This window comes from Pseudomonas sp. Pseusp21 (assembly GCF_059492145.1).
Map to the genome: position 1 here is coordinate 1,500,635 of NZ_CP168520.1, position 24,281 is coordinate 1,524,915.

At 61.7% G+C, this 24,281-nt stretch carries 20 protein-coding genes; 14 read left to right on the forward strand and 6 right to left on the reverse strand.

Translation table 11 applies throughout. The annotated features are described in order from the left end of the window. The first annotated feature begins 292 nt into the window (after positions 1–292). Both ACEN93_RS06715 and gudD read left to right on the forward strand, forming a co-directional pair. Positions 293–1,639, forward strand: coding sequence for an MFS transporter (locus ACEN93_RS06715; protein WP_011335053.1), 1,347 nt, complete (start codon positions 293–295; stop codon positions 1,637–1,639). A gap of 24 nt (positions 1,640–1,663) precedes the next feature. Further along, complete coding sequence (gene gudD, locus ACEN93_RS06720) at positions 1,664–3,007, forward strand: glucarate dehydratase (RefSeq protein ID WP_085608310.1); 1,344 nt, start codon at positions 1,664–1,666, stop codon at positions 3,005–3,007. Here gudD and ACEN93_RS06725 read toward each other — a convergent pair. Then, complete coding sequence (locus tag ACEN93_RS06725; RefSeq protein ID WP_039767644.1) at positions 3,004–3,879, reverse strand: LysR family transcriptional regulator; 876 nt, start codon at positions 3,877–3,879, stop codon at positions 3,004–3,006. The two genes, gudD and ACEN93_RS06725, sit on opposite strands and share 4 nt — an antisense overlap. A 160-nt stretch (positions 3,880–4,039) precedes the next feature. Between ACEN93_RS06725 and ampC the strand changes: the two genes are divergently transcribed. Then, complete coding sequence (gene ampC, locus ACEN93_RS06730) at positions 4,040–5,206, forward strand: class C beta-lactamase (protein WP_495611210.1); 1,167 nt, start codon at positions 4,040–4,042, stop codon at positions 5,204–5,206. 73 nt (positions 5,207–5,279) lie between these two features. Here the strand turns inward: ampC and ACEN93_RS06735 are convergent, their stop codons facing one another. The 3 genes from ACEN93_RS06735 to ACEN93_RS06745 form a co-directional block, all read right to left on the reverse strand. After that, positions 5,280–5,846: a DUF4174 domain-containing protein gene (locus ACEN93_RS06735; RefSeq protein ID WP_074689078.1), complete on the reverse strand. Its 567-nt coding sequence runs from the start codon at positions 5,844–5,846 to the stop codon at positions 5,280–5,282. Positions 5,847–6,056: 210 nt separating this feature from the next. Further along, positions 6,057–6,842, reverse strand: a complete 786-nt coding sequence (locus ACEN93_RS06740) for a sulfite exporter TauE/SafE family protein (protein ID WP_495611211.1) — start codon at positions 6,840–6,842, stop codon at positions 6,057–6,059. Positions 6,843–6,938: 96 nt separating this feature from the next. Further along, complete coding sequence (locus tag ACEN93_RS06745; RefSeq protein ID WP_495611212.1) at positions 6,939–7,688, reverse strand: hypothetical protein; 750 nt, start codon at positions 7,686–7,688, stop codon at positions 6,939–6,941. A 247-nt stretch (positions 7,689–7,935) separates the two neighbouring features. On the opposite strand from ACEN93_RS06745, the gene ACEN93_RS06750 reads away from it, so the two are divergent. From ACEN93_RS06750 to ACEN93_RS06760, 3 genes are all read left to right on the forward strand, one after another. Then, a complete protein-coding gene (locus ACEN93_RS06750) occupies positions 7,936–9,084 on the forward strand; it encodes an aldose epimerase family protein (RefSeq protein WP_495611213.1) in 1,149 nt (382 codons plus the stop codon). Between the two features lie 90 nt (positions 9,085–9,174). Next, positions 9,175–9,996: an aldo/keto reductase gene (locus ACEN93_RS06755; protein ID WP_495611214.1), complete on the forward strand. Its 822-nt coding sequence runs from the start codon at positions 9,175–9,177 to the stop codon at positions 9,994–9,996. A gap of 29 nt (positions 9,997–10,025) precedes the next feature. Next, positions 10,026–10,496, forward strand: coding sequence for a DUF1810 domain-containing protein (locus tag ACEN93_RS06760; RefSeq protein ID WP_039767655.1), 471 nt, complete (start codon positions 10,026–10,028; stop codon positions 10,494–10,496). Here the strand turns inward: ACEN93_RS06760 and ACEN93_RS06765 are convergent. Next, a complete protein-coding gene (locus ACEN93_RS06765) occupies positions 10,461–12,821 on the reverse strand; it encodes a DNA polymerase II (protein WP_495611215.1) in 2,361 nt (786 codons plus the stop codon). The two genes, ACEN93_RS06760 and ACEN93_RS06765, sit on opposite strands and share 36 nt — an antisense overlap. Positions 12,822–13,010: 189 nt before the next feature. On the opposite strand from ACEN93_RS06765, the gene ACEN93_RS06770 reads away from it, so the two are divergent. Further along, the gene (locus ACEN93_RS06770; protein ID WP_011335068.1) at positions 13,011–13,451 is read left to right on the forward strand and encodes a CBS domain-containing protein; all 441 of its coding nucleotides are present in this window, start codon (positions 13,011–13,013) and stop codon (positions 13,449–13,451) included. A gap of 148 nt (positions 13,452–13,599) precedes the next feature. On the opposite strand, the gene ACEN93_RS06775 is transcribed toward ACEN93_RS06770, so the two are convergent. Next, the gene (locus ACEN93_RS06775; protein WP_011335069.1) at positions 13,600–14,223 is read right to left on the reverse strand and encodes a glutathione S-transferase N-terminal domain-containing protein; all 624 of its coding nucleotides are present in this window, start codon (positions 14,221–14,223) and stop codon (positions 13,600–13,602) included. A gap of 1,090 nt (positions 14,224–15,313) precedes the next feature. Here ACEN93_RS06775 and ACEN93_RS06780 point away from each other — a divergent pair. The 7 genes from ACEN93_RS06780 to ACEN93_RS06810 all read left to right on the forward strand — a co-directional run bounded on the left by ACEN93_RS06780 (position 15,314) and on the right by ACEN93_RS06810 (position 24,276). After that, on the forward strand, positions 15,314–16,138 hold the full coding sequence (locus tag ACEN93_RS06780; RefSeq protein ID WP_495611216.1) for an energy transducer TonB: 825 nt from the start codon (positions 15,314–15,316) through the stop codon (positions 16,136–16,138). A gap of 49 nt (positions 16,139–16,187) precedes the next feature. Then, positions 16,188–16,892 (forward strand): MotA/TolQ/ExbB proton channel family protein, encoded by a 705-nt coding sequence (locus ACEN93_RS06785; RefSeq protein WP_085667488.1) that lies wholly within the window; start codon positions 16,188–16,190, stop codon positions 16,890–16,892. Then, entirely contained in the window at positions 16,892–17,293 is a 402-nt protein-coding gene (locus tag ACEN93_RS06790) for an ExbD/TolR family protein (RefSeq protein ID WP_011335072.1), read from the forward strand. The genes ACEN93_RS06785 and ACEN93_RS06790 overlap by 1 nt, the downstream gene beginning before the upstream one ends. Before the next feature lie 207 nt (positions 17,294–17,500). Then, positions 17,501–20,206, forward strand: a complete 2,706-nt coding sequence (locus ACEN93_RS06795) for a TonB-dependent receptor (RefSeq protein ID WP_074689097.1) — start codon at positions 17,501–17,503, stop codon at positions 20,204–20,206. Positions 20,207–20,316: 110 nt separating this feature from the next. Then, entirely contained in the window at positions 20,317–22,188 is a 1,872-nt protein-coding gene (locus tag ACEN93_RS06800; protein WP_495611217.1) for an extracellular solute-binding protein, read from the forward strand. A 1-nt stretch (position 22,189) separates the two neighbouring features. Continuing rightward, positions 22,190–23,254 carry a microcin C ABC transporter permease YejB gene (locus tag ACEN93_RS06805; RefSeq protein WP_085667485.1) on the forward strand — a complete coding sequence of 355 codons (1,065 nt, stop codon included), beginning with the start codon at positions 22,190–22,192 and terminating at the stop codon, positions 23,252–23,254. Then, complete coding sequence (locus tag ACEN93_RS06810) at positions 23,254–24,276, forward strand: ABC transporter permease (RefSeq protein WP_074689103.1); 1,023 nt, start codon at positions 23,254–23,256, stop codon at positions 24,274–24,276. The genes ACEN93_RS06805 and ACEN93_RS06810 overlap by 1 nt, the downstream gene beginning before the upstream one ends. The last annotated feature ends 5 nt before the right edge of the window (positions 24,277–24,281 follow it).

Here is a 24,281-nt window from a genome sequence, read left to right on the forward strand (position 1 = left end):
CGGGATCTAACTTGTATGACAACACTCAATTTTAGCTAGAAAATCTTCCACTGCGCCGAGCAGTCGCCCCACTTGCACTGGAACAAAACGCTCTACTACGCGTGCCAAACCCCCTACAAAAGCCAACAAACACGGCGCATAAAATCTGAAAAAGCATAAAAACCCTTTCCCGTAGACAAATTTGATTGAGCACTCCCGCTTGTAGGACAAAAAAATCTAGTTGTATGATGTCTATCAACAACGCAACACCCAGATACACCCCGCATAAAAATAACGAGTGGGAGAAAACCAAGTGAAATCGTCCATTGCCGGGATGAACGAGGGCGCCGATTCGGTGCTGTCCTCCGCCATTGCCAAAGTCAAACGCCACGTCCTGCCGCTGTTCGTCATCATGTTCATCGTCAATTACATTGACCGGGTGAACATCGGCTTCGTCCGTACCCACATGGAACACGACCTCGGCATCGGTGCCGCGGCCTACGGTTTCGGTGCCGGTCTGTTCTTCATCGGTTACGCGCTGTTCGAAGTCCCTTCCAACATGTTGCTGCAAAAGGTCGGCGCGCGAATCTGGCTGACCCGCATCATGCTCACCTGGGGGCTGGTGGCCGCCGGCATGGCGTTCATCCAGAACGAAACCCACTTCTACATTCTGCGCTTCCTGCTCGGCGTGGCCGAGGCCGGGTTCTTTCCCGGGGTGATCTACTACTTCACCCGCTGGTTGCCGGGGGCCGAGCGCGGCAAGGCGATTGCGATTTTCTTGAGCGGTTCGGCCGTGGCCTCGCTGATTTCCGGCCCGTTGTCCGGTCTGCTGTTGCAGATCGAAGGTCTGGGCATGCACGGCTGGCAGTGGATGTATTTCATTGAAGGGATGTTCTCGGTTGGCCTGTGCGTATTCGTCTGGTTCTGGCTCGACGCCAAGCCCCACGACGCCAAGTGGCTGACCCGCGCCGAGCAGGATGCGCTGGTCAAAGCCATCGACGATGAACAGAAGGCACGCGAAGCTGCGACCCCGATCCGGCCGTCGCTGGGCAAACTGCTCAAGGATCGCCAGATCATCCTGTTCTGCCTGATCTACTTCTTCATTCAATTGACCATCTACGCCGCGACGTTCTGGCTGCCGAGCATCATCAAGAAAATGGGCGAGATGAGCGATTTCCAGGTCGGCCTGTTCAACTCGATTCCGTGGCTGCTGTCGATCATCGGCATGTATGCATTCGCCTCGTTCTCGGCCAAATGGAAACACCAGCAGGCGTGGGTCGCCACGGCGCTGTTGATCGCCGCGGCGGGGATGTTCATGTCCACCACCGGCGGGCCGATCTTCGCTTTCGTTGCGATCTGCTTTGCCGCACTGGGTTTCAAATCCGCGTCGTCGCTGTTCTGGCCGATTCCGCAGGCTTATCTCGACGCACGGATCGCCGCCGCCGTGATCGCGTTGATCAACTCAGTGGGCAACCTCGGCGGTTTCGTCGCTCCCACCACCTTCGGCTTGCTGGAGCAACACACCGGTTCGATCCAGGGCGGCCTCTATGGCCTGGCCGCGACCTCGATCATCGCCGCGATCATTGTGTTTGCCGCCCGCATGACACCCAAATCCGCACCTGACGTCGCCGTGGCCGATGCCGCGCCGAAACACGCCTGAATCCGCTTGAAAGGACAACGCCAAATGACCGCACACGACATCGCCAAAGCTCCAATCATCACCGAGATGCAAGTCATCCCGGTGGCCGGCCACGACGGCATGCTGCTCAACCTGAGCGGCGCCCACGGGCCTTTTTTCACCCGCAACATCGTCATTCTCAAGGACAACGCCGGCCACACCGGCGTCGGCGAAGTACCCGGCGGAGAACGCATCCGCCAGACTCTCGAAGACGCCCGCAGTCTGGTGGTCGGCAGCCCGATCGGCACGTATCAGAAGATCCTCAACCAGGTGCGCCAGACCTTCGCTGACCGTGATGCCGGCGGCCGCGGCCTGCAAACCTTCGATCTGCGCATCACCATTCACGCGGTCACAGGACTCGAAGCCGCACTGCTCGACCTGCTCGGCCAGCACCTCGACGTGCCGGTGGCCGCTTTGCTCGGCGAAGGCCAGCAGCGCGATGAAGTGAAGATGCTCGGTTATCTGTTCTACGTGGGCGATCGCCGGGAAACCGACCTCGCCTACCGCAGCGAACCGGATGCCGACAACGACTGGTTCCGCGTGCGTCACGAGAAAGCCATGACCGCCGACGCCGTGGTGCGTCTGGCCGAGGCTGCACACGCGCGTTATGGCTTCAAGGACTTCAAGCTCAAGGGCGGCGTACTCAGCGGCGATGCCGAAATCGAAGCGGTGACCGCACTGGCCGAACGCTTCCCCGACGCCCGCATTACCCTCGATCCGAACGGCGCGTGGTCATTGAAAGAAGCGATCCGTCTGTGCCGCGACCAGCATCATGTACTCGCTTACGCCGAAGACCCGTGCGGTGCAGAGAATGGTTATTCGGGCCGCGAAGTGATGGCTGAATTCCGCCGCGCCACCGGCTTGAAAACAGCCACCAACATGATCGCCACCGACTGGCGCGAAATGGGCCACGCGATTCAGCTGCAGTCGGTGGACATTCCGTTGGCCGATCCGCATTTCTGGACCATGCAGGGTTCGGTGCGCGTGGCGCAGATGTGCCACGAATGGGGCCTGACCTGGGGCTCGCACTCCAACAACCACTTCGACATTTCCCTGGCGATGTTCACCCACGTCGCGGCTGCCGCGCCGGGCGACATCACCGCCATCGACACTCACTGGATCTGGCAGGACGGCCAGCGCCTGACCAAGGCACCGCTGCAAATCGTCGACGGCTGCGTGCAGGTTCCGAAGAAGCCTGGGCTCGGTGTGGAGCTGGACATGGATCAGGTGGCCAAGGCCCACGAACTCTATAAAGGCATGGGGCTCGGCGCGCGGGATGACAGCGTGGCGATGCAGTTTCTGATTCCGGGCTGGACGTTCGATAACAAGAAGCCGTGCCTGGTGCGCTAGGCCTGCGCAGCCTCCAGCAACCAGTGTCTGAACGCAGCCATCGCCGACGTCTCCGGCCGTGACTGCAAGCGCGTCAGCCAATAGCTGCCGGTGGTGATTTCGATGGCAAAGGGTTGGCGGATCAGGTCCGCCGCCAGTTGTCGGGCAAACATCAACGGCGGCGCCAGTGCCACCCCGCCGCCCTGCAACGCCGCTTCCATCATCGCCAGCGACGAGTCGAACACGATGCTCTGGGGCGGCGCGGCATGGGTTGCCAGCCCCGCCGCATGAAACCATTCCGGCCACTCATCGGTGCGATAGGAGCGCAGCAAACGCTGCTGCAGAAGATCCCCCGGCGTATGCAGTTGCCGGGCAATTTCCGGCACGCAGAGCACCGACAATGGCGCCTCCAGCAAACGGGTCGCCTCGATACCGTGCCATGCCCCGGCACCGAAGCGGATCGCGTAATCCAGCCCCTCGGCGGCGACGTCCACCCGATTGTTGTTGGTCGACAGCCGCAAATCTATGAGCGGATGTTTCGCCTGAAAGTCCGCCAGCCTCGGCAACAGCCATCCCACCGCGAAGGTGCCCACCGCGCCGACCGTGAGCATTTCCCGATATTGCCCGCCCGCCAGACGCTCGAGCATCTGCGCGATATGATCGAACGACGTGGTCAGCACCGGCAGCAGGGTTTCGCCCTCGCCGGTCAGCATCAGCCCACGGGGCAGGCGTTTGAACAGGATCACGCCGAGTTGCGCCTCCAGGCTTTTGACCTGATGGCTGACGGCCGCCTGGGTCACGCACAACTCCACGGCGGCGCGGGTGAAGCTCAAATGACGCGCAGAGGCTTCGAAGGCACGTAACGCATTCAAGGGCAATTGAGGTCGAATCATGCCAAGTCCCAAATTTTTCTAATGGCTCGTCCGAGTTTTCATCGTTTGTCGAAAGACGCCGGACTGCCTAGATTTGGCGGCGCCGATCAGCCGGCCCGACGGAAAACGCTCGCAGTGTAGCGGGATAACACCATCAACACTCATGGAGAGTGGTTCAAGCATGTCTTCGATCAACCTGAATAAACTCAAGTCCTACAGCGCTTTCGGACTTTTCTTCAGCGCCGCCGCCTGCCTGGCCGCCCCGCCAACCGACGATCAGTTGCAGGCGCTGGTCAAGGCCACCGTGACCCCGGTCATGCAGCAACAGGACATCGCAGGTCTCGCCGTGGCCGTGACAGTCGATGGCAAGGCGCATTACTTTAATTACGGTGTCGCCGACAAAAGCACCGGGCAAGCGGTAAGTGAAAACACCCTGTTCGAAATCGGTTCGGTGAGCAAAACCTTCACCGCGACCCTCGCCGCCTACGCCCAGGCCAGCGGCAAACTGCAATTCTCCGACAAGGCCAGCCAGCACTGGCCCGAGCTGAAGGGCAGCGCCTTCGACCACGTCAGTCTGCTGCAACTGGGCACCTACACTGCCGGGGGCCTGCCGCTGCAATTCCCGGATGCTGCGGATTCTTCCGACAAGATGCTCGGCTATTACCAACAGTGGAAACCGACGTATCCGGCCGGCAGTCATCGCCTGTATTCCAACCCGAGCATCGGCCTGTTCGGTTACCTGGCCGCAAAAAGCCTCGGCCAGCCGTTCAATCAGGTCATGACCGAAACCCTGCTGCCGAAACTCGGACTCAAGCACACCTTCCTGTCGGTGCCGGCGTCTGAACAAAAGCTCTACGCCCAAGGCTATGACAAGAACAACAAACCGGTTCGAGTCAGCCCCGGCGCCCTCGACTCCGAAGCCTACGGCGTGAAAACCAGCGCCGCCGACCTGCTGCAATACGTCCAGGCCAACCTCGACACCGACAAACTCGAAACACCTCTGCAAAAAGCCATCGCCCTCACCCACACCGGCTACTACACCGTCGGCGACATGACCCAGGGCCTGGGCTGGGAACGCTACACCTACCCGATCAGCCTCGATCGCCTGCTGGACGGCAACTCGACGCCAATGGCCATGGAACCGCACAAGGTCAATTGGCTCACCCCGCCACAGCCTGAACCGGCAAACGTGCTGCTGAACAAGACCGGCTCCACCGCAGGCTACGGCGCGTATGTCGCGTTCGTGCCGTCGAAGAAAGTCGGGATCGTGATTCTGGCGAACCGCAATTATCCGAATGGAGAGCGGGTGAAGATTGCGCACAGGATTCTGGGTGAGTTGACCCGGTAATCACGCCATAAAAAACGGGCGACCTGAGAAGGTCGCCCGTTTTTTCGTTTCTGATCAGCCCTGAATCAAAACATCAATCATCCGGCATTTCCGGCGGCTTGGCCGGTTTGGTTGGCTTCGCCGGTTTGGTCCCTTTTGCGCCTTTGGCCGGTGCGGGTTCTGCAGCAGCCGGGGCAGTCACCACGGTGGAAGTAGCTTCTTTCTCGGCGGCTGGCATTGCATCGATGGTTTCGAAAATCTTCTTCAAATCGACCGCCGCCGCTTCATCCCCCGAAGCCGTCAGTTTGGTCTCGCCATCCTTGCCCACCAGGAAGACTTTCGGATACGCCCCGGCGCCCAGCTTCAGCGAGCGCAGCAGCGCCATGGTTTGCTGCTGCTCAAGGCTTTTGCCATCGACCTGACCGCTCATGCTAAGGATGGTGTAAACCTTGATCTTGCGGTCGGCGATGCCTTGTTTGTTGGCCGGGTCGTCCAGCGCTTTTTTCAGGCTGACCCAATAAGAATCGACCGTGCTGGAAGCGATCACGATCAATGGGCGGTTAATGCCCTTGTCGACGTCCAGAGGGGAATCGCCGTCGGCGGCGAACAGTGGGCCGGCAATCGCCAGCAAGAGTGTCAGGGTCAGTGACCTGATGAGCATGCGCATCTCCTTTTGATATCCACGCTCTAATGATTGCGCATCGCGGCGATTGTTCCGGGGGGTGCCCGGCAAAAGTGTTTCGCCTTGCCCAAAGCTTAGGTCAGCACCGGTTTTGCGCAACCGGATGGGCGCGACCCGGTGCCCATTTGTTTACCTTTCATGCCGCGTCAGCCTGACGCTCGAGCCTTCGGGGTCATGGCTGCTCGCCGATCAGAACGCCAGCTTGTAGCCGATCAACACCAGCATCGTCGCCAGGCACGGGCGTAGCAGTTCATCGGAGACGCGGCCGGTCAGGTGGCTGCCGAGCCAGATGCCCGGCAGCGAGCCGACCAGTAGAAAGCCCAGCACGCCCCAGTCCATGTTGCCCATGCTCGCGTGGCCGAGGCCGGCGACCAGGGTCAGCGGTACGGCGTGGGCGATTTCGGTGCCGACCAGACGGCGGGTCGGCAGCAGCGGATAGAGGATGAACAGCGCGACGGTGCCGAGGGCGCCGGCGCCGATGGACGTCAGGGCAACCATGGTGCCGAGGATCAGACCGGTGATCACGGTCATGGCATTCAGGCGCGCGCCGCTGGGGTTGTAGTTGCCGCCGGCGCGTTTGTGGGCGAATTCCAGCAGGCGCTTCTTGAACAGAATCGCCAGCGCCGTGGCGAACAGCACGAAGCCCAGCGCTTGCTTGATGATGGCGTTCATCGCATCCGGCGCGGTGTGCAGGGTGCTGAGGAACCACAAGGTCATCGCCACCGCCGGAACACTGCCCAGGGTCAGCCAGCCGGTGATGGCCCAGTCGATGTTCTTGTTCTTCCTGTGCACCAGCACGCCACTGGATTTGGTGATGGCCGCGTACAGCAGATCCGTGCCCACCGCCGTGGCCGGATTGATGCCGAACCACAGCAGGATCGGCGTCATCAACGAACCGCCGCCGACACCGGTCATGCCGACGATGAACCCCACCACCAGCCCGGCAATCACCAGGCCGAAATTTGCCAATTCCATTAAGACGTCCAGACAAACCACAGGAAAAATCCGGCCCGCAGCATAACCAGTTTTCTTATAACGCCCTATATCGATCGGATCTATCGTTATGCCATTTCACTGCACTGGCAAAAAATTCAAAAACAGCAGGCTCTGGGCGTAATTCAGTCCGATGCGCCGGTAGCGCTCGTCGAGCATCTGGGTCAGCAGATCCAGACGCGCCACGACTTTGCCGAACTCCGTGGCGAAGCTCAGGTTGCTGCCCTCCTCGGAAATTTCGTTGGAAAACAGCAGCGGCTGGCCATCCTTGTTCTGCCGCTGGGCGAGGATCCACGTGGCTTTCTCGATGTTGCGCGCGGCGTTGTTGACGAAGGTCGGGTTGATCGCATCGGTCATGTAGAACTCGGTGCGGTTGCCGTGGGCGGTGACCAGCATGCTGCCGATCGCATAGATGAACGCGCCGACCCGGTCGCCGAGGAATTCCGGGCTCATGGCATAGCTCAGTGCCGCCAGATCTTTCTTGCCGCCGAGAGTCGGCAAAGGTTGCTGTAGCTCGATGGCCAGCCGCACCTGTTTGACCGCCGTGCGAATGTCGAGGAAGCCGGATTTGCGCAGCTCTTCAGGGTTGCGCAAATACAGCTTGCCCATCAAGCGATAGAGGCTGTCGAGGTTGTCACGCATCGCCAGAGTTGCCATGCGGTCGACGCTGGTCTGGAGAAATTCCTGAGGCCTGCCCTCGCGCATCTGGGTGATGAAATTGTTGCCGTCCTGATGACTGCAACCGCCGAGCAACAGCGTCGACAGGCAGGCCAGCAGCAGGCACGGGCGATGAATGAATGCAGCGATGGGGTGCAAAACTCTCGGCATGAATTCTTTGACGGACACGTTCCTGTGCGGCGGAAGTCACCGCACCCTGGCCATGGATAGAGCCGGGGATTTCGCAAAAGTGCAGTGCCGGCGTGGATTCCCGACCTTCGGCGCCGTTGGCTTAATCAATTTAGTCCGACTTTATTTTTGCATTAATCGTTTAATCCGCTATAAATCCTCACTCAAGCATTAATTAGCATGACTATTTAAAGATTTTCAAAACAACAACAAAAAGGAAGGTCAACCCATGCTTCAATCCCGACACTCACTCTGCGGCCTCGGACTGTCCCTGATGATCGCCACCCTCTCCGCCCAGGCCGCCGGCCTGTCCAGCGAACACAAAGCCTTCGGCAAAACCAATGACGGCACGCCGGTCGAGCAATACATCCTGCGCAACAGCCACGGCATGCAAGCCACGGTCATCACCTACGGCGCGACCTTGCAGGCGCTGCAAGTGCCGGACAAGCACGGCAAGCTCGACGACCTCGTCCTCGGTTTCGACGATGTGCAGGGTTATCAGAAAGGCACCGCGTACTTCGGCGCAACCATCGGCCGTTTCGGCAATCGCCTGGCCGACGGTGCGTTCGAGCTAGACGGCAAACGCTACCAGGTGCCGCAGAACGACAAGACCAACGCCTTGCACGGCGGCACTCAGGGCTTCGACAAAAAGGTCTGGAAGGCGAAGGAAACCAAGGACAAGGATTCGGTCGGCGTGACCCTGACCTATCTGTCGGCGGATGGTGAAATGGGTTTCCCCGGCAACCTCACCACCGAAGTGACCTACCGCCTCACCGACAGCAACGAGCTGCGCATCGACTACAAGGCCAGCACCGACAAACCCACTGTGCTCAACCTGACCAACCACAGCTACTTCAACCTTGCCGGCGCCGGTAATGGCGACATCCTCAAGCAAGTCGCCACCCTGCACGCCAGTCACTACACCCCGGTCACCGCCAAGCTGATCCCGACCGGCGAACTCGCGCCCGTCGCCGGCACGCCGATGGACTTCACCAAACCGACCGCCATCGGCCAGCACATCAAGGCCGACCATCCGCAGTTGAAATTCGCTGAAGAGAAACAAGGCGGCTTCGATTTCAACTGGGCGCTGGACACCAAGGGAGACGTCAGCAAACTCGCCGCCGAAGTCAGCGACCCGCAATCCGGTCGCCACTTGCAGCTGTTCACCAACGAACCGGGCGTGCAGTTCTACACCAGCAACTTCCTCGACGGCACGGTCAAGGGCAAGGGTGGCAAGGTCTATCCGCACTGGGGCGCGTTCACCCTGGAGACTCAGCACTACCCGGATTCGCCGAATCAGCCGAACTTCCCGAGCACCCGCCTCGATCCCGGCCAGACCTATACCCAGAGCGTGGTGTTGAAGTTCTCCGCCAGGTAAGCACCTGACCTCCTTTCTGGAACCGGACGGAACCCGTGGGCTATCCTGCTGCCCACCCAAGGTATCGACCGTTTCAGAAAGGAGGTTTGAATGCGTACCCTCGAATTGGCTGGCGTGCAGGTGCCGGTGATTGGCCAGGGCACCTGGCGCATGGGCGAAGAGCGTTCGGCGCACAAGCGTGAAGTGGCGGCCTTGCGCAGTGGCATCGAACTGGGGATGACCCTGATCGACACTGCGGAAATGTACGGTGAAGGCGGTGCCGAAACCGTCGTCGGCGAAGCCATTGCCGGCCTGCGCGATCAAGTGTTCCTAGTGAGCAAGGTCTACCCGCACAACGCCAGTCGCAAGGGCATTCCCCAGGCCTGCGAGCGCAGTCTGCGCCGGCTCGACACCGATTACATCGACCTCTATCTGCTGCATTGGCGCGGCCAGTATCCGCTGGAAGAAACCGTCGAGGCGTTCGAGCGTCTGCGCGAGGACGGCAAGATCGGTCGCTGGGGCGTGTCGAATTTCGACGTCGATGATCTCGAGGAACTGTCGAGTTCGGCCTGCGCGACCAATCACGTGCTGTACAACCTGGAAGAGCGCGGCATCGAATTCGACCTGCTGCCGTGGTGCCAACAGCAGCGCATGCCGCTGATGGCGTACTGCCCGATCGGCCAGGGTGGCGCGATGCTTGCCGAGCCGGTGTTGAAACAGATTGCCGCTCGTCACGGCGTGACCCCGGCACAGGTTTCGCTGGCGTGGATTCTGCGTCAGGATGGGGTGATTGCGATTCCCAAGGCCGTGCGCCCGGAACACGTGCAGCTCAATGCACAAGCGGCGCAGTTGCAACTCGAGGCCGGGGATCTGGCGGCGCTGGACCAGGTGTTTCAGGCGCCGAAACGCAAGCAGCGGCTGGCCATGGTCTGAGCCACCGCCGACTGACAGAGGGCTTCGCCATGAGAAGCACTGATCAGGACGATCCATTCAACCTGCAACGCTTCGTGCTTGCCCAGGACCCGGTGTTCGAACGGGTCCAGCGCGAGCTCGGCGAGGGCCGCAAGCGCAGCCACTGGATGTGGTTTGTGTTCCCGCAGTTCGCCGGGCTCGGCGGCAGCGAGATGTCGCGGCGCTTCGCAATTGGCTCGGCCGGTGAGGCCAAGGCCTATCTGGCCCATGATCTGCTCGGCGCCCGGCTGCGGACCTGCACGCAGCTGGTGCTGAACGTGCAGCAGCGTTCGATTGCCGAGATATTTGGCCATCCGGACGACCTGAAATTCCACTCATCAATGACCCTGTTCGCCCAGTTCGCTGTCGACGACAGCCCTTGGCATCAGGCGCTGGAGCGTTTCTTCCACGGCATTCAGGACGAGTGGACCCTGCAACTGCTGGACTCAAAACAGGCCCAGTTGTCCCCCGATCAGGGTTGAGAAATCGTCGTCGACAAACGGCAGGATCGCATCCGCCACCGGTTGCAACTGGCGGGTGATGTAGTGGTCGTAGTCGATGGCCGCGCGGCGCACTTCCAGCGGCTCGGGGCCGGCCAGGGTGATGACGTAGCTGATCCAGCCGCCATTCTGATACTGGCGCGGGCGACCGTGTTGCGCGTTGTAATCATCGGCCAGCCGCGCGGCGCGCACGTGGGGCGGCACGTTGCGTTCGTAATCGTCGAGGGTGCGGCGCAGGCGCTTGCGGTAGACCAGTCGCTCGTCGAACTCGCCGGCCAACGTCTTGCGCACATACTCGCGCACGTAATCCTGATACGGCTTGCGCTGGAAGATCCGCTCGTACAGTTCCTGCTGGAATTGCCGGGCCAGCAGCGACCAGTCGGTGCGCACGGTTTCCAGGCCTTTGTAGACCATTTCTTCGCTGCCGTCGGCACGAGTCACCAGGCCGGCATAGCGCTTTTTGCTGCCCTCTTCCGCGCCACGGATGGTCGGCATCAGGAAGCGTTTGTAGTGGGTTTCGAACTGCAATTCGAGGGCGCTTTCCAGCCCGTACTGCTCACGCACATGCTCGCGCCACCAGTCGTTGACGTGTTGCACCAGCGCCCGGCCGATGGTTGCCGCCTCTTCCTGACCATGGGGGCGACGCAGCCAGACGAACGTCGAGTCGGTATCGCCATAGATCACCGCATGCCCCTGAGCCTCGATCAGCTGTCGGGTACGCAGCATGATTTCGTGGCCGCGCAGGGTGATCGATGACGCCAGCCGCGTATCGAAAAACCGGCAACCGCTGGAACCGAGCACGCCGTAAAAGGCGTTCATGATGATCTTCAGCGCCTGGGACAACGGCGCATTGTGTTCGCGCTTGGCGGTCTCGCGGCCCTCGGCGACCCGGGCGACGATGGACGGCAGGCAATGCCGGGTGCGAGAGAAACGAGCGCCGCGAAAACCTGGCACCGAGTCGCTGTCATCGGGATGCTGCAAGCCTTCGATCAATCCCACCGGATCGATCAGAAAGGTGCGGATGATCGACGGATAAAGGCTCTTGTAGTCGAGCACCAGCACCGATTCGTACAGCCCCGGTTGCGAGTCCATGACAAATCCGCCGGGGCTGGCCTGCGGAGGATTGGTGCCGAGGTTAGGCGCTACAAAACCCTGACGGTGCATCAACGGCATGTACAAATGCGTGAACGCCGCCACCGAGCCGCCGCTGCGATCCGCCGGCAGGCCGGTGACGCTGGCGCGCTCAAGCAAAAATTTCAGCAGTTCGGTCTTGGCGAAGATCCGCGTGACCAGCTCGCAGTCCTTGAGGTTGTACTTGGCCAGCGCCGGTTTGTCCTCGGCGAACATGCGGTTGATCTCGTCCATGCGCTGGTACGGATTGTCGATGGACTTGCCTTCGCCAAGCAAAGTCTGGGCGACGTTTTCCAGGCTGAACGAGGGAAAGCTCCAGGTCGCCGAACGCAGGGATTCGATGCCGTCGATGATCAGCCTTCCTGCCGCTGCCGCGAAGTAATGAGTGCGGCTGCCGTGTTCGCGCCACTGCATTTCCTCGCCGCCACGCCCGAGCTTGAGCGGCACGCCGAGGCGCCGGGCATGTTCGTGGAGGATGCGCAGGTCGAACTGCACGAGGTTCCAGCCGATGATCGCGTCGGGGTCGTGGCGGGCGAACCAGTCGTTGAGCTTCTTGAGGATCAGGGTGCGCGATTCGCAGTACTCGAGGTCGAAATCGACGATGCTGGCATCGCCATTCGGTGCGCCGAGCATGTACACCTGGCGCTCGCCGCAGCCTTCCAGCGCGATGGAGTACAACTCGCCCTGCTCGGTGGTTTCGATGTCCAGCGAGACCAGCCGCAGTTGCGGGCGATAGTCAGGTGAAGGTTTGAGGTGGGCGTCGAGCAACACGCCGTCGGCATCGGGCGTGCCGCTGAACCAGACGGGCGCGGTGATGAAACGCTCCATCAGGTAGCGCTCGGGTGGTCGCACGTCGGCTTCGAAGACATCGACACTGTGGCGGTTGAGCGCGGTTTCGAGACGCATCAACTGACCGTGCTGCTGGCAGTACAGCCCAAGCACCGGGCGATGCTCGAAATCCTGCAAAGCCAGGGGACGCAGCTCGACGCTCCTTTCGTCCGCCAGCACCCGCTCGGCCTGCTCGCGCTGCGCCGCCGGGATGAACGCCACCGACGGCTGATGCGGCAGGCGCACACGGCGCGGCCCGGCGTCGGTCGCCAGCCAGAACTCGACTTCGGTGCCGGCCGGGGTGTCGCGCCAATGCCGGGTCAGGACGAAGCCCTGCTGTAAATCCACCACTGCAACCTCAGGAATTGATTCAGACGGGCATTCTACGCGGCATTGCCGCAAGCGGTGACACAGGCCTCGCCATGAAAAACCCGGTCAAATGACGTTTTTTGCGTGTTATCTGCCGTTTTGCGGCCTTGCCCTGCGCGCCTGCGTCTACGATGCTTGGAGAACAACGACAACACCTGAGTAACCGCCATGAAAACCGTCGCCCAGCTGCTCAAGCTCAAAGATCCGAAAAATCAGGAAGTGCACCAGATCAAACCCGATCACATGGTGCTCGAAGCGCTGATGAAAATGGCCGAGAAGAACGTCGGCGCCTTGCTCGTGGTGGAAGACGACAACGTAGTGGGCATCATCAGCGAGCGCGATTACGCACGCAAACTGGTGCTGCACGGACGCTCCTCGGTGGGCACGCCGGTGCGCGACATCATGGTGGCGAACGTGATCACGGTGGACACCCACCAGACCGTCGACACTTGCCTTGGCATCATGTCCGACAAACGCCTGCGTCACTTGCCGGTGGTGGAGAACGGCAAGCTGATCGGCCTGCTGTCGATCGGCGACCTGGTCAAGGAAGCGATTGCCGAACAGGCCGAACTGATCAAACAGCTGGAGCAGTACATTCGCGGTGAATAGTTCCTGTTTGATCGTTGATCGTTCCCACGCTCTGCGTGGGAACGCCTCTTGTGACGCTCTGCGTCACGCTTTGGGACGCGGAGCGTCCCGGGCTGCATTCCCACGCGGAGCGTGGGAACAATCAACGATCACCATCTGATTCGATTTCTTAACCGGGCCAATGCCGCGCAAAGACCGGCGCCAGCACCGGGTGCCGGTCGATGCGCTGCAGCCACGCATGGAAACCGGGTCGGGCCTGGCGCAGGTGTTCGCGGGCACCGGCCCAGCGCGTGACCACCGCCGCCAACACATCCAGTGCGCCCGGTGTTTCATCGTCCAGGTACAGCTCGGCCGAGAACTGATCGGCAAACACCTCCCAGCTCCAGTGCAGTCGTTCCCGCGCACCCGCCATCAGATTCTGTCGCGAGGCCTCGTCCGGCATCACCAGCCAGCGTTCCGGGTAATCAATGATCCCGATGGCCGCATAACAATTGCTGACGATGTACACCAGGCCCCGAATCGCCTGATCGCGGTCAGCGCCGTTGGCCGGCAGCAGGCCGGATTGCGCAAAGCTTTGCCCCAGATGAATCAGGATCGCCGCACTTTCGGTGATGACACTGCCGTCCGGCAGTTGCAGGGTCGGGATCTGTTTGAGCGGATTGAGCCGCGCCAGCTCCTGCGCCGCTTCCGCACTGGCCTCGATATCGATGAAGCGGTAAGCCACCTGGCACAGCTCGAGCGCCGCCTCGATGGCCGCTGCTCCTGAGTTGCGGTGTCCGTAGAGCTGATACATATCCCCTCCTCCACTGCGAAAGGCATCCCGCCTGGCCCTATTTATAGCCGTTGTATCGAATTTGGCACGGATTGCGCATTCATCGGCAGCTTGCGAATCCCTGATTTCGCAAAACAGCGCTGGCGGTGCCCATCCCGCACCAAGAGCAATCAGCGAACGCTATCCGCGTTCTTGTAAGGTGCGATACCGAACCAAAAGTTCGCGTATCCGAGCTGGCAACAAGGAGTTCACCGCGTGAATCTTCATCTGCTGCGCCACCCTCTTTTCTCCATGCCCGTTTACCTGCGCCACGTTCGCCCGCCGAACAGTCCGTGCATTCCTTTTATTACCTGAACACCTGCACTATTTATTTTTTAAATAGCACGCAAGCGGTCATTGCGTGCGCGCTGCATTAATGAATGCCAGAACAGATTGTTCGACAATAACTTTCAGACAGCACACCCGTACAACTTTTGCTGTTCGGAGTTGATGCTCGAAGCGCACCAAAACTGCACTTCCAGTCATTACATCGTTCATGCGGAACGACCGACTTTACTTAAACAAGAACAAGGAACATCGCCTGTGACCCGCTAAAACCCTGACCCGCACCAAATCAGTCCGCCACGCACCATCACGCGCCCTGGCCGACACGAGAACAGCCGCTCTATCTCGCTGAACAGCGCGATACCGCGCCAGAGCTGTCTCGCCCTGAAAAAAGCCCTGCAAACAGGGCCATCGGGAGGTTATGCGCCCAGGAAAACCGGCCTGGTTAATGAAACTTATATAAATGCGACATACGTATCACCCATGAAATAACCGATACACATTTGGTCACTCTTTGGCACAGCGGTTGCTATTGCATCAACCATGAGGGCACGAATGATGTTCGCCACTCAATTGCACACTCACTTATAAAAGAACAGCCACGGACCGGATCAATGAACCATCGAAGTCGACATTACTGAAGCAATAAGCTGCACAAGCCCTGTTCAATAGATAGTTCAACTATCGGCTTCTGCACACCTGTATGAAAGTTGCGACCACTCACTCGAACAACGCCCTGTTGTTCGAACGGCACCTTATTGCCCTTCATCCACCCGAGGGAGCTTTAATGAACGATGCGGTAAAGCACAGAAGTCCGCCGGGGCCCTTGCGGGAAGCGCCGCTCCCGTCGGTTGCGGGCCGGCCCGTGTTTAAGGCCAACACTTCGCAGCCCGGCGGCCTGAACAAACAGCAGATGCTGTTGCTGGTGGCGGTGTCGGCCTTGATACACGGCGGCGCCTGGTGGTTTTTCCAGCAGGCGCGGGCCGAGCCGCTGCCCACGCCGCAGGAAATTCCGGAAATGACCGTCGAGCTGACCAGCCCGACACCTCCGGCCCCGCCGACACCGGAGCCGCCGCCCCCACCACCGCCACCGCCACCGCCCGAACCGGAACAGCCGGTGGAAGACGAGGACGCGGTCAAGCCGCCGCCCAAACCGGTCGAGAAACCCAAGCCGATCGAAAAACCGAAACCGGTCGAGAAACCCAAACCGGTGAAAAAGGCCGAGCCGCCGAAAGCGCCGCCCGCCCCTGCGCAACCGGCGGCGCCTGCCGCTCCGGCCACCCCGAGCGCGCCACCGGCACCTGCGGCGGCACCGGGCCCGGTGAAAGAGTCAGCGGCGATTTCCGGCCTCGCCAGCCTCGGCAACCCGCCGCCGGAATACCCGTCGCTGGCCCTGCGGCGCAACTGGGAAGGCAGCGTGGTGCTGCGGATTCAGGTGCTGGCCAACGGTCGCGCCGGTTCGGTGACGGTGACCAAGTCCAGCGGCAAGCCGCAACTGGATGACGCGGCGGTCGCGGCGGTGAAGGCCTGGAAGTTTATTCCTGCCAAGCGCGGCGATACACCGATCGACGGCTTCGCCACCCAGACCATCGATTTCAAATTGCCGCAATGACGGCACAACAACCGAACTCACAAACGATTAACGCAAGCGAGGTGTAGCCATGAACGATTCCCTGTCTTCGATGATTGTCCCCGGCGTGCTCTGGGGACTGGTGCTGTTTTCCGTGGTCAGCTGGGCGATCCTGCTGGTCAAGTCGGCGCAATACTTGCGCCAGAAAACCCAGAACAAGCAGTTCAGCAAAGCCTTCTGGGGCGCGCCGGATCTGCTGACCGCCGCCGAACACGCCAGCCAGTATCCGGGCTCTCTGGCGCGGATCGCCAGCAGCGGTTTCGAAGCCCTGCTGGTGGAAGAATCCCCGCGCACCACCCAGCAACTGGCGCACACCATCAACCGTGCCGACCGCCTGGAACGCAACCTGCGCCAGCAGATCCAGAAGGAACGTCGCTCGCTGGAAAACGGCCAGGCGATCCTCGCCAGTATCGGCAGCACCGCGCCGTTCATTGGTCTGTTCGGCACCGTGTGGGGAATCATGGAAGCCCTGCAAAGCATCGGCGCCAGCGGTTCGGCCAGTCTGGAAACCGTGGCCGGGCCGATCGGCCACGCGCTGATCGCCACCGGTGTGGGGATTGCCGTCGCGGTGCCGGCAGTGCTGATTTACAACTTCTTCCTGCGGCGCCTGAAGCTGGCCTCGGCGGACATGGATGACTTCGCCCACGACTTCGACGCCCTCGCCTCGCGCAGCGCTTTCTCCATCAGCCGCCAGGCCATCGCCAAATCCACGGCCGCCGTGCGGGAGGCCAGCTGATGTCCTTTTCCACTCAAGACAGCGATGAAGTGCTCAGCGAAATGAACGTCACGCCGCTGGTGGACGTGATGCTCGTGCTGCTGGTGGTGTTCATCGTCACCGCACCGCTGATGACCAACGCGATCAAGGTCAACCTGCCAAAAACCGACGCCGTCGCTCCCGCCGAAAAGAAGGATCCGGTGGTGGTCAGCGTCGATCAGGACGGCAAGTTCTTCCTGGCCAAGACCGAGCTGGCGCCGGAATCACTGGAGGCCAGCCTCAAGGAGGTCAAGGCCAAGGATGCTGACGTGCGCGTGCAGCTGCAGGCCGACTCCGCCGTGAATTACGGCCAGGTCGCCAAAGCCATGGCGTCCATCGAGCGCTCGGGCATCACCAAGATATCGGTGATGACCACCCGCTGACGGCGGTGCCGGGCGCGCAGTGAGGGACGCGCCCGACACCGTTCGTTGAATCCCGTCGCAATCGGCCGACCGAAAAACGCAGCGCGTCTTCGGAGGGGATCGGCTTGCTTGAAGAAAGTGGTTTTCGCGGCGCGGCACCACCGTGCTCCGTGCAAAGAGGGCTCACAAGGCCATTTCGATAAACGTCTAACAAAGTCGGAAACAACCATGCTGATGAACACTCCACGCTTCACGCTCAAACCCTTGGTGGCGACGATTTCCCGCCACCGCTTCGTTCCGTTGTACCTGGTGGCCATGGGGATGGGCGCCGGGGTTCAGGCTGCCGAGGACGACAACAGCGTCCCGGCCGCTGCGGCGGTGGTCGCGCCGACCACGCAACTGCAACGGGTCGAAGTGACCGGTTCGGCGATCCGTCGGGTCGACGCGGAAACGGCGGTGCCGATCACCGTGCTCAAGGCCGATGAACTGCGCAAACAGGGCGTGACCACCACCGCCGAACTGGTGCAACGCATCACCGGCAGCCAATCGATCAACAACAGCGCTGGCTCGGTTGGCGCGGCCACCGGCGGCGCCTCGTTCGCCGACATGCGCGGCATCGGCGCGAACAAGACGCTGGTGCTGCTCAACGGTCGCCGGCTGGCCAACAACGCCCTGTCGGGCACCAACTCGGCCGGTGGCGCGGTGGATCTGAACATGATCCCGTTTGCCGCGATCGAGCGCGTGGAAGTGCTGCGCGACGGCGCCTCGGCCCTGTACGGCACCGACGCCATCGGTGGCGTGATCAACTTCATCACCAAGAAATCCATGACCGACGGCCAGCTCACCCTCGGCGGCGAAACCCCGACCCACAGCGGCGGCGGTGCGACCAAGGACATGAGCGCAAGCTGGGGCTACGGCGACCTGGAGCAGGACCGCTTCAACGTGCTCGGCGTGTTCAACTACAACAAGCAGCAGAACCTCGACGCCAACGACCGCTCCTTCGCCCGTGACTACGTGCCTGGCCGAGGTCTGGACCAGACCTCCGGCACCGCGTTCCCCGGCAACTACAGCCAGAACGGCAATGCCACCAACCCACTGGCCAACAGCAATTGCAACGGCCCCAACCTGGTGGCCCGCGACGGCCTCTGCCGCTTCAGCACCCGGGAATTCATCGACCTGGTGCCGCAGACCGAGAAGACGTCGTTCTTCGGCAAGACCACCGGCAAACTGGCCGACGACCACAACGTCAACCTTGAATACTTCTGGTCGCGCAACAACAACGCCACCGCTGTCGGCCCGGCGCCATTGACCGGCCTGAGCCTGGATTCGTCCTCGCCCTACTATCCCGGCAACGGCATCACCCCGGCGCCCACCGGTTTCGCCCTCGACCCGACGCAACCGGTGGACGTGAACTGGCGCGAAACCGCCGCGGGCCCGCGCGAATCGAAAGACCAGAACACCAGCCAGCGCTTCTTGCTGAGCTTCGACGGTCTGGTGGGCGGCTGGGACTACAACGTCGGCGCCTCGTACAACCAGAACAAGATCGTCTCCAGCGTTACCAGCGGCTACGTCAGCGATCAGGCGATGATCGACGGTCTGGCCAGCGGCCTGCTCAACCCCTTCGGCCCGCAGACCAGCGCCGGCCAGCAGTACATCGATCAGGCGATGTACCACGGCGCCTACTCCACGGCGGTAGGGCGGGTCGCCGGTTTCGACGGGCGGATCAGCCGCGAAATCGGTGACTGGTTCGGTGCCGGTCCGTCCGGCCTGGCCCTGGGCGGCGAGTACCGCAAAGAGAAATTCCACCAAGACTACGAAGCCTTTGCCGGCGACATCCAGAGCCTGGGCATCGACCCGGCCGGCAGCGTCGAGGGCGACCGCAGCGTGAAAGCCGCCTACGCGGAAATCAACGTGCCGGTGCTCGACAGCCTGGAATTGTCCGCCGCCGTGCGTCACGACAAATACAGCGACTTCGGCAGCACTACCAACCCGAAATACTCGTTCCGTTATCAGCCGCTCAAGGAGCTGGTGGTGCGCGGCGCGTACAGTGAAGGCTTCCGCGCGCCGTCGCTCTATGAGCTGTATTCGCCGCGCAGCATCACCTACACCCAGGGCTACTACAACGACCCGGTACTGTGTACCGGCGGCGTGGTGCAACCGGGCGGCAACGGCGGGCGCGATTGCGGTCAGCAGTTCCTCAACCAGATCGGCGGCAACGAAGACCTGGCCCCGGAGAAGGCGCGCAACGTGACGCTGGGCTTTGTCTATCAGCCGGTCAGCAACCTGTCCGTGGGCCTGGATTTCTGGTGGATTCACATCTCCAACCAGATCCAGCCGTTCCCGGAATCCACGGTGTTCGATCAGGCCGGCAGCTACCCTGACCGCTTCGTGCGCAACGCCGACGGCACGCTCAACTACATCGTCACCGGCAACGCCAACCTGGGCATCGTCGAAACCAACGGCGTCGATGTGTCGCTGGACTATCGCTTCCCGAACACGCCGTACGGTCAGTTCGGTCTGGGCCTGCAAGGCACCTATGTCGACGAGTACGACTTCCAGAGCACCATCAAGGGCCCGTTCACCGACAAGGTCGGCGACTTCCGGGGTGATGGTGTGATCGCCCGCTGGAAACACAACCTGACCGGTTCCTGGACCTTCGGCGCGGCCCGTGCGGCACTGACCAACCGCTTCACCACCGGCTACAACGACTACGACCGCGAGACCAACGCGCGGGTCGCGTCGTATTCGGTGTGGGACCTGTCGGCCGGTTACACCTTCGACAAGGTGCTGGACGTCGATGCCGGGGTGAAGAACCTGTTCGACCGCGATCCGCCGTTCTCCAACCAGGCCTACAACTTCCAGAGCGGTTATGACCCGCGCTACACCGATCCGCTGGGCCGCACGCTGTTTGCGCGCATGACATACCACTTCTGAGTCCCGGTCGGGGCCGCGCAAGACTCCGGCCGGCCCCTTCCCCTTGCGAATTCGCATCCCGCAGCGGCCTGCCGCCGCTTCGGGTTTTTCCGGCTCAGAGGAACGACTTCATGACATTCATGCGCAACATGGCCGGCCTGCTGCTCGGCAGCGCGCTGCTGTGCAACGCGGCAGCTGCGCTGGCCGGCGGCAGCTACGCGATGACGGTGTACGGCGAGGCGCCGAAATACCCCGCCGGTTTCCAGCACTTTGATTTCGTCAATCCCGACGCCCCGAAGGGCGGCTCGCTCAGCCGCGCTTCGATGGAGATCGGTCAGTACAACTACATCACCCCGTATGCCGATCAGGGCATTTCCGTGGTGCAGGTCAACGACTGGGTGTATTCGCCGCTGGGGTTCCGCTCGCTGGACGAGCCCTACACCGTCTACGGTCTGGTGGCGCAATCCATGGAGCGCGATCCCGGCGGTCTGTGGGTGCGTTTCAACCTGAATCCCGAGGCGCGTTTCGCCGATGGCACGCCGATCACCGCCGAGGACGTGCGCTACACCTTCGAACTGTTGATGACCAAGGGCAGCCTGAGTTATCGCCAGCAATACGCCGACGTGCAGGATGTACTGATCGAAGGCCCGCGGCAGATTCGCTTCACCTTCAAGAACAACCTCAACCGCACCCTGGCGCTGGATCTGGCGTCGCTGCGGCCGGTGCCCGAGCACTGGTGGAAGACCCGCGACTTCGCCAACGGCGGCGGCTTCGAGCCTCCGCTGGGCAGCGGCCCGTACCGAGTGAGCAAGGTCGATGCGGGACGCAGCATCAGTTTCCAGCGTGACCCGCAGTGGTGGGGCAAAAACCTGCCGGTCAGTCGCGGGATGTACAACTTCGACAGCCTGACCGTGAATTTCTACGGCGACACCGACGTCGCCCGGCAACTGCTGCAGGCCGGCGCGTTCGACTACAACCGCGAGTTTTCCTCGTCCGGTTACGTGGTCGGCTACGACAGCCCGGCCCTGCACGACGGTCGCCTGCAACAGGCAATTCTCGCCCCGGACAAACCGACCTGCGCCCAGGGTTTCGTGTTCAACCTGCAGAATCCGCTGTTCAAGGATCGCCGCGTGCGTCAGGCGCTGAGCCTGCTGTGGGATTTCGAGTGGACCAACAAGCAGATGATGCGCGGCTTCTACGTGCGCCAGAACAGCTACTGGCCGAAGAGTGAAATGGCCGCTACCGCACTGCCCGACGCCGAAGAACTGGCGATCCTCGAACCGTTGCGCGGACAGATTCCGGACGAGGTTTTCAGCCGCGTCTATCAGGCGCCGAAAACCGATGGCAGCGGCTACATCCGCGATAAGCAATTGCAGGCACTGAAGCTGTTGGCCGAGGCCGGATGGACGCCGAAAAACAACCGGCTGGTGAACGCCGCCGGCGAGCCCTTCGAATTCACCTTCCTCGACGGCCAGGGCGGTTTCGACCGCATGCTGCTGCCGTACAAACGCACCCTGGCGCAGATCGGCATCACCCTGAATCTGCGGCGTATCGATTCAGCGCAGTACATCAACCGGCTCAACGCTCGGGACTACGACATGATCGTCACCAGTTTCCCGCGCAGCGGCGATCCGATCGTCTCGCCGGGCCGCGAGTTGTACAGCCTGTACGCCTCGCAGAGCGCCACTCAGGTCGGCAGCTCCAATTCGATGGTGCTGGCCAACCCTGCGGTGGACCGGCTGATCGACGGCCTGGTCCAGGCCAATACCCGCGACGCCATGGTGCGTTACGCCCGCGCCCTCGACCGGGTGCTGCAATGGGGTGACTACATGATTCCCAACTACTACTCCAAAGGCACGCCGACGGTGTTTCAGAACCGCTTCGGCAGGCCGGCGGTGCAGCCGATCTACAGCGAAGGCCTCGACACCTGGTGGGAGGTTTCGGCCAAGCCGCTGACCAATCAGCAGATGAGCGCCCTGCGCCAGCTCGCGGGGGGCCAGTGACATGTGGCGTTATCTGAGTCGACGTCTGTTGCTGATCATCCCGACGCTGTTGTGCATTCTGGTGGTCAACTTCGTCATCGTGCAGGCCGCGCCCGGCGGCCCGGTGGAACAGGCCATCGCCCGCCTGCAAGGCTTCGGTGGCCACAGCATGGGCGGTGCCAGCGAGGTCACCGCGATCGGCGGTGCCGGGCGCAGCAGCCGTGGTCTGGACCCGGCACTGATCGAAGAGATCAAACACCACTACGGCTTCGACAAACCGATGCACGAACGCCTGTGGCTGATGCTGAAAAACTACGCGCAACTGGACCTGGGCAGCAGTTTCTTTCGCGGTGCCAAGGTCACCGATCTGATCGTGCAGAAGCTGCCGGTGTCGCTGTCCCTCGGCCTGTGGGCGACCTTGATCACCTACCTGATCTCGATCCCGCTGGGCATTCGCAAGGCAATCAAAAACGGCAGCGCTTTCGATGTCTGGAGCAGCACGGCGATCATCGTCGGCTACGCGATGCCGGCGTTTCTGTTCGCGATTCTGTTGATCGTGGTGTTCGCCGGGGGCAGCTACGTCAACTGGTTTCCGGTACAGGGGCTGGTCTCGGACAATTTCGACAGCCTGAGTCTGTGGGGCAAGCTCGGCGACTACCTCTGGCACCTGGTGTTGCCGGTGACGGCGCTGGTGATCGGCGGTTTTGCGACGCTGACGATCCTGACCAAAAACAGCTTCCTCAACGAGATCAGCCGCCAGTACGTGATCACCGCGCGCGCCAAGGGCCTGACCGAAAGACGCGTGCTCTACGGCCATGTGTTTCGCAACGCGATGCTGCTGGTGGTGGCCGGTGTGCCGTCGGCGTTGATCGAGGTGTTTTTCGCCGGCTCGCTGCTGATCGAAACCATCTTCAACCTCGACGGCCTCGGGCGCATGAGCTACGAAGCGGCGGTGTCGCGAGACTACCCGGTGGTGTTCGGCACGCTGTTCCTGTTCACCCTGTTCGGCCTGTTGATCAAGCTGATCGGCGACCTCTGCTACACCCTGCTCGACCCGCGCATCGACTTCTCGGCGAGGACTGCCTGATGTTCACACTCTCCCCTCTGGGCCGGCGGCGCATCGCCCAATTCAAGGCCAACCGTCGCGGGCGCTGGTCGCTGTGGCTGTTCATCGGGCTGTGCCTGATCTGCCTCGGCGGCGAACTGATTGCCAACGACAAGCCGCTGGTGATCCGCTACCACCACGCCTTCTACTTCCCGATCCTCAGCGATTATCTGGAAACCGATTTCGGCGGCGAACTGCCGTTCCAGCCGGATTACGCCAGCAATTACGTGCACAAACTGATCGAGGATCAGGGCGGCTGGATGCTGTTCCCGCCGATCCCGTTCAGTTACGACACGGTCAATTACGACCTCACGGAACCGGCACCGAGCCCGCCGTCCTCGAGCAACTGGCTGGGCACCGACGATCAGGCCAGGGACGTATTGGCGCGGGTGATTTTCGGCACGCGGATTTCGATTCTGTTCGCGCTGATCCTCACCGCCGTCAGTGCGCTGGTCGGCATCGTGGCCGGGGCGTTGCAGGGTTATTACGGCGGCTGGGTCGACTTGCTCGGGCAGCGGGTGCTGGAAATCTGGTCGGGGCTGCCGGTGCTGTACCTGCTGATCATTTTGTCGGGATTCGTCTCGCCGAGTTTCTGGTGGCTGCTGGGGATCATGGCGCTGTTTTCCTGGCTGGCACTGGTGGACGTGGTGCGCGCCGAGTTCCTGCGTGGGCGCAGCCTGGAATACGTCAAGGCCGCGCGGGCGCTGGGCCTGACGGACAGTGAACTGATGCGCCGGCACATTCTGCCCAACGCCATGACCTCCACCCTTACCTACCTGCCGTTCATTCTGACCGGCGCCATCGCCACCCTCACCGCGCTGGATTTTCTTGGCTTCGGCATGCCCGCCGGCACCGCGTCGCTGGGCGAACTGATCGGCCAGGCCAAGCGCAATCTGCAGGCGCCATGGCTGGGGCTGACGGCGTTTTTCGCCCTGGCGCTGATTCTGTCCCTGCTGGTGTTTATCGGCGAAGCCTGCCGTGACGCGTTCGATCCGCGATCCTGATCCCC

Coding starts and splice junctions, on each gene's coding strand:
- ACEN93_RS06805 (WP_085667485.1), top strand. CDS start 22,190: ATGTGGCGTTATCTGAGTCGACGTCTGTTGCTGATCATCCCGACGCTG.
- ACEN93_RS06745 (WP_495611212.1), bottom strand. CDS start 7,688: ATGCCGAGAGTTTTGCACCCCATCGCTGCATTCATTCATCGCCCGTGC.
- ACEN93_RS06755 (WP_495611214.1), top strand. CDS start 9,175: ATGCGTACCCTCGAATTGGCTGGCGTGCAGGTGCCGGTGATTGGCCAG.
- ACEN93_RS06775 (WP_011335069.1), bottom strand. CDS start 14,223: ATGTATCAGCTCTACGGACACCGCAACTCAGGAGCAGCGGCCATCGAG.
- ACEN93_RS06785 (WP_085667488.1), top strand. CDS start 16,188: ATGAACGATTCCCTGTCTTCGATGATTGTCCCCGGCGTGCTCTGGGGA.
- ACEN93_RS06810 (WP_074689103.1), top strand. CDS start 23,254: ATGTTCACACTCTCCCCTCTGGGCCGGCGGCGCATCGCCCAATTCAAG.
- ACEN93_RS06725 (WP_039767644.1), bottom strand. CDS start 3,879: ATGATTCGACCTCAATTGCCCTTGAATGCGTTACGTGCCTTCGAAGCC.
- gudD (WP_085608310.1), top strand. CDS start 1,664: ATGACCGCACACGACATCGCCAAAGCTCCAATCATCACCGAGATGCAA.
- ACEN93_RS06735 (WP_074689078.1), bottom strand. CDS start 5,846: ATGCTCATCAGGTCACTGACCCTGACACTCTTGCTGGCGATTGCCGGC.
- ACEN93_RS06770 (WP_011335068.1), top strand. CDS start 13,011: ATGAAAACCGTCGCCCAGCTGCTCAAGCTCAAAGATCCGAAAAATCAG.
- ACEN93_RS06750 (WP_495611213.1), top strand. CDS start 7,936: ATGCTTCAATCCCGACACTCACTCTGCGGCCTCGGACTGTCCCTGATG.
- ACEN93_RS06740 (WP_495611211.1), bottom strand. CDS start 6,842: ATGGAATTGGCAAATTTCGGCCTGGTGATTGCCGGGCTGGTGGTGGGG.
- ACEN93_RS06800 (WP_495611217.1), top strand. CDS start 20,317: ATGACATTCATGCGCAACATGGCCGGCCTGCTGCTCGGCAGCGCGCTG.
- ACEN93_RS06795 (WP_074689097.1), top strand. CDS start 17,501: ATGCTGATGAACACTCCACGCTTCACGCTCAAACCCTTGGTGGCGACG.
- ampC (WP_495611210.1), top strand. CDS start 4,040: ATGTCTTCGATCAACCTGAATAAACTCAAGTCCTACAGCGCTTTCGGA.
- ACEN93_RS06780 (WP_495611216.1), top strand. CDS start 15,314: ATGAACGATGCGGTAAAGCACAGAAGTCCGCCGGGGCCCTTGCGGGAA.
- ACEN93_RS06760 (WP_039767655.1), top strand. CDS start 10,026: ATGAGAAGCACTGATCAGGACGATCCATTCAACCTGCAACGCTTCGTG.
- ACEN93_RS06790 (WP_011335072.1), top strand. CDS start 16,892: ATGTCCTTTTCCACTCAAGACAGCGATGAAGTGCTCAGCGAAATGAAC.